General features: G+C 52.7%; 4 protein-coding genes and 3 tRNA genes. All 7 read left to right on the top strand.

The window, feature by feature from the left end:
- The first annotated feature begins 180 nt into the window (after positions 1–180).
- Entirely contained in the window at positions 181–1,134 is a 954-nt protein-coding gene (gene birA, locus ASG55_RS12175) for a bifunctional biotin--[acetyl-CoA-carboxylase] ligase/biotin operon repressor BirA (protein WP_056786912.1), read from the top strand.
- A complete protein-coding gene (locus ASG55_RS12170) occupies positions 1,124–1,876 on the top strand; it encodes a pantothenate kinase (RefSeq protein ID WP_056786910.1) in 753 nt (250 codons plus the stop codon). Before birA ends, ASG55_RS12170 begins: the two co-directional genes overlap by 11 nt.
- Before the next feature lie 7 nt (positions 1,877–1,883).
- On the top strand, positions 1,884–2,315 hold the full coding sequence (locus ASG55_RS12165; protein WP_056786907.1) for a hypothetical protein: 432 nt from the start codon (positions 1,884–1,886) through the stop codon (positions 2,313–2,315).
- A gap of 142 nt (positions 2,316–2,457) precedes the next feature.
- Positions 2,458–2,542, top strand: a tRNA-Tyr gene (locus ASG55_RS12160).
- 25 nt (positions 2,543–2,567) lie between these two features.
- Positions 2,568–2,641, top strand: a tRNA-Gly gene (locus ASG55_RS12155).
- Positions 2,642–2,668: 27 nt separating this feature from the next.
- Positions 2,669–2,744: transfer RNA gene (locus ASG55_RS12150), tRNA-Thr, on the top strand.
- Between the two features lie 85 nt (positions 2,745–2,829).
- A partial coding sequence (locus ASG55_RS12145) for a GTP-binding protein (RefSeq protein ID WP_236708176.1) occupies positions 2,830–3,120 on the top strand: 291 nt, incomplete at its 3' end.

Here is a 3,120-nt window from a genome sequence, read left to right as displayed (position 1 = left end):
CGATGGTAGTGTGGGGTTTCCCCATGTGAGAGTAGGTCATCGTCAAGATTAAATTCCGAAACCCCAATTGCGAAAGCAGTTGGGGTTTTGTTTTGCCTGCGAGAAATGTGTCCGCTTGATTTCTATGCAACGGCCCGGGGCATGGCTATTATGCGGGCCTCATTATGAGGCGATACCTGCATGCTGACGTTGTTGAACCTACTGAAGGATGGACGATTCCATTCCGGACAGGACTTGGGCGTTGCCCTGGGAATTAGCCGAAGTGCTGTATGGAAGCAGCTACAACAGCTTGAAGCTGAACTAGGCCTGTCGATCCATAAAGTTCGCGGTCGCGGATATCAATTGTCGGCGCCTTTGATGCTCCTTGATCCTCTTGAAATAACCAGGAAGATGCCGCAATGGCCGGTGCGTGTGTTCGACTCCGTCGACTCGACAAATGCCGAAGCTCTGCGCTCCATCAGCGAGGGCGCCCCCGCGCCGTTTTTGGTGCTCGCGGAGCGACAATTGGCAGGCCGTGGTCGTCGAGGCCGCAAGTGGGTGAGCCCATTTGCGGAAAATCTTTATTACAGCCTGGTTCTTCGAATAGATGGCGGCATGCGTCAGCTTGAGGGGTTGAGCCTTGTTGTTGGCTTGGCCGTGATGCAGACCTTGCGAAGCGCCGGCGTGCCCAATGCCGGTTTGAAGTGGCCCAACGATGTTTTGGTGGGTAACAAGAAAATAGCCGGCATCCTGCTCGAACTCGTCGGCGATCCGGCGGATGTATGTCATGTTGTATTGGGTATAGGAATCAACGTGAATATGCAGGTTGCCGATGAGGTCGACCAGCAATGGACTTCTATAAAACTGGAGTCAGGCAAAGCCTGCGATCGCAATGCTCTGGTGGTTGAGTTGAGTAATCAACTCAAAGCTTATACCCATAAACACCAGCTCAACGGGTTCGCAAGTCTGCAGGCAGAATGGGCGGAAAATCATCTGTGGCAGGGTCGATCCGTGTCGTTGATCGCGGGTAACAGCCATATCGATGGGATAGTGCTCGGGATTGATAGCCAAGGCGGGTTGCGCTTGATTGTAGATGGTGTTGAAAAAGTCTTTAGTGGTGGAGAGCTCAGCCTGAGGTTGCGTGATGATTCTTGAGCTTGACTGCGGCAATAGTTTTATCAAATGGCGCGTGCTGGATGCGTCGGCGAGTGGGCTGGTCTCGGAAGGAGTTGTAGATTCCAATCAGGCTTTGCTTGAGAGTCTACGGATCATAAAGTCGCTCTCGCTGCGCAAGTGTCGTTTGGTAAGCGTCAGGACTAACGAGGAAACCAGCGCTTTAACCGAAATGCTTGAGCGCGCGTTCGGTATTCCTATCGTGTGTGCGAAACCCGCCCGCGAGATGTCCGGTGTTCGAAACGGCTATGAAGACTATGAGCGTCTGGGGCTTGATCGCTGGCTGGCGATGCTCGGCGGCTTCCACCTGGCTGCCGGAAGTGCTTGCCTGGTTCTCGATTTCGGTACCGCGGTCACTGCCGATTTTGTCGCGGCTGACGGTGAGCATCTCGGGGGGTTCATTTGTCCTGGTATGCCTTTGATGCGAAACCAGTTGCGCACCCATACCCGTAAAATTCGTTATGGTGATGAAGCAGCAGAGCGCGCCCTTTCCAGTCACGTCCCGGGACGGACCACCGTTGAAGCGGTGGAGCGCGGTTGTTCTTTGATGCTGAGGGGCTTCGTTCTCACTCAATTAGAGCTGGCTCGAGCGTACTGGGGAGAGCAATTCGCCGTCTTTATTACGGGAGGGGATGCCGAGTTGGTTAAAGGCGTCGCGCCTGACGCCAGGGTTGTGCCCGACCTGGTTTTTGTCGGCTTGGCGATGGCTTGTCCCTTGTCTTGAGGTTTATATGCGTTGGTTGTTCCTGCTGCTGGTTGTACTCAATGTTTTTTACTATGTCTGGCATCAGCAGGAAGCGCCCTTGCGAGCCAAAGATGTAACTCCTCTTAATCTGTATCGTGGTTCGCAGCAGGATATCCGTCTGCTGAGCGAAACCGCAGGTGAAGGTCGAAGAGGCGAGGTGGCGCCGCGTCAGCAGTGCTTGTTCCTTGGTGGATTTTCTGACGAAGATTCAATTGCCAGGTTGCAACAGCGTCTGGTGGCGATGAAAGTCAATGTGCAATCCCTGCCGAAAGATGCTGCCGGAAGCGGGTACTGGCTGGCAGCTGCACCGGACAGCCAGCGTTTGTTAGGCGATCAGCAGTTGCAAAACCTTTCCAAGGAATTCAATGAGTTAAAACATAAAATAATGCTGTGCGAAGGGGTTGCACCTGCTCAATAGTTTGCATAGAATGGCGCCCGCTCCACAGCGAACACCTTAATCGGGATTCGAAGTGAAGTGTGTCAACGCAGCTAACCTCAGGTTTTTAAATGAGAAAATGCTTGACAGGGGTTTGGCATGGTATAGAATGCCGGCCTGATTAGGAGGGGTTCCCGAGCGGCCAAAGGGATCAGACTGTAAATCTGACGTCTACGACTTCGAAGGTTCGAATCCTTCTCCCTCCACCAGATTTAAGCGTGAGCTGCAGGCTCCGCGGGTATAGTTTAGTGGTAGAACCTCAGCCTTCCAAGCTGATGATGCGGGTTCGATTCCCGCTACCCGCTCCAAGTTTGCAGGTTGTGCAAAAGGGTTTTGCTCTTGTAGCTCAGTTGGTAGAGCACACCCTTGGTAAGGGTGAGGTCAGCGGTTCAAATCCGCTCAAGAGCTCCATATAACAAGGCAGATATGAAAATATCTGCCTTTGTTTTAATGGTTGATATTGTTTGTCTAATTTCTTCTGTAGAGGGTGATATCGATGGCTAAGGAAAAATTTGATCGTTCCCTGCCCCACGTCAACGTTGGGACCATTGGTCACGTTGACCACGGTAAAACCACTCTGACTGCTGCTCTGACTCGCGTTTGCTCCGAGGTTTTCGGTTCTGCAATCGTTGACTTCGACAAGATCGACAGCGCACCAGAAGAAAAAGCTCGCGGTATCACCATCAACACCGCGCACGTTGAGTACAACTCGAAGATCCGTCACTACGCTCACGTTGACTGCCCAGGTCACGCTGACTACGTGAAGAACATGATCACCGGTGCTGCT

Source organism: Pseudomonas sp. Leaf434, from assembly GCF_001425545.1.
Classification (GTDB): Bacteria; Pseudomonadota; Gammaproteobacteria; order Pseudomonadales; family Pseudomonadaceae; genus Aquipseudomonas; species Aquipseudomonas siliginis.
Note: the sequence above shows the minus strand (reverse complement) of the source record. Positions and strands in the feature narration are given on the sequence as shown.

Excerpts from the sequence above, each read along its gene's own strand:
- birA (WP_056786912.1), top strand. The coding sequence starts at position 181 with ATGCTGACGTTGTTGAACCTACTGAAGGATGGACGATTCCATTCCGGA.
- ASG55_RS12170 (WP_056786910.1), top strand. The coding sequence starts at position 1,124 with ATGATTCTTGAGCTTGACTGCGGCAATAGTTTTATCAAATGGCGCGTG.
- ASG55_RS12165 (WP_056786907.1), top strand. The coding sequence starts at position 1,884 with ATGCGTTGGTTGTTCCTGCTGCTGGTTGTACTCAATGTTTTTTACTAT.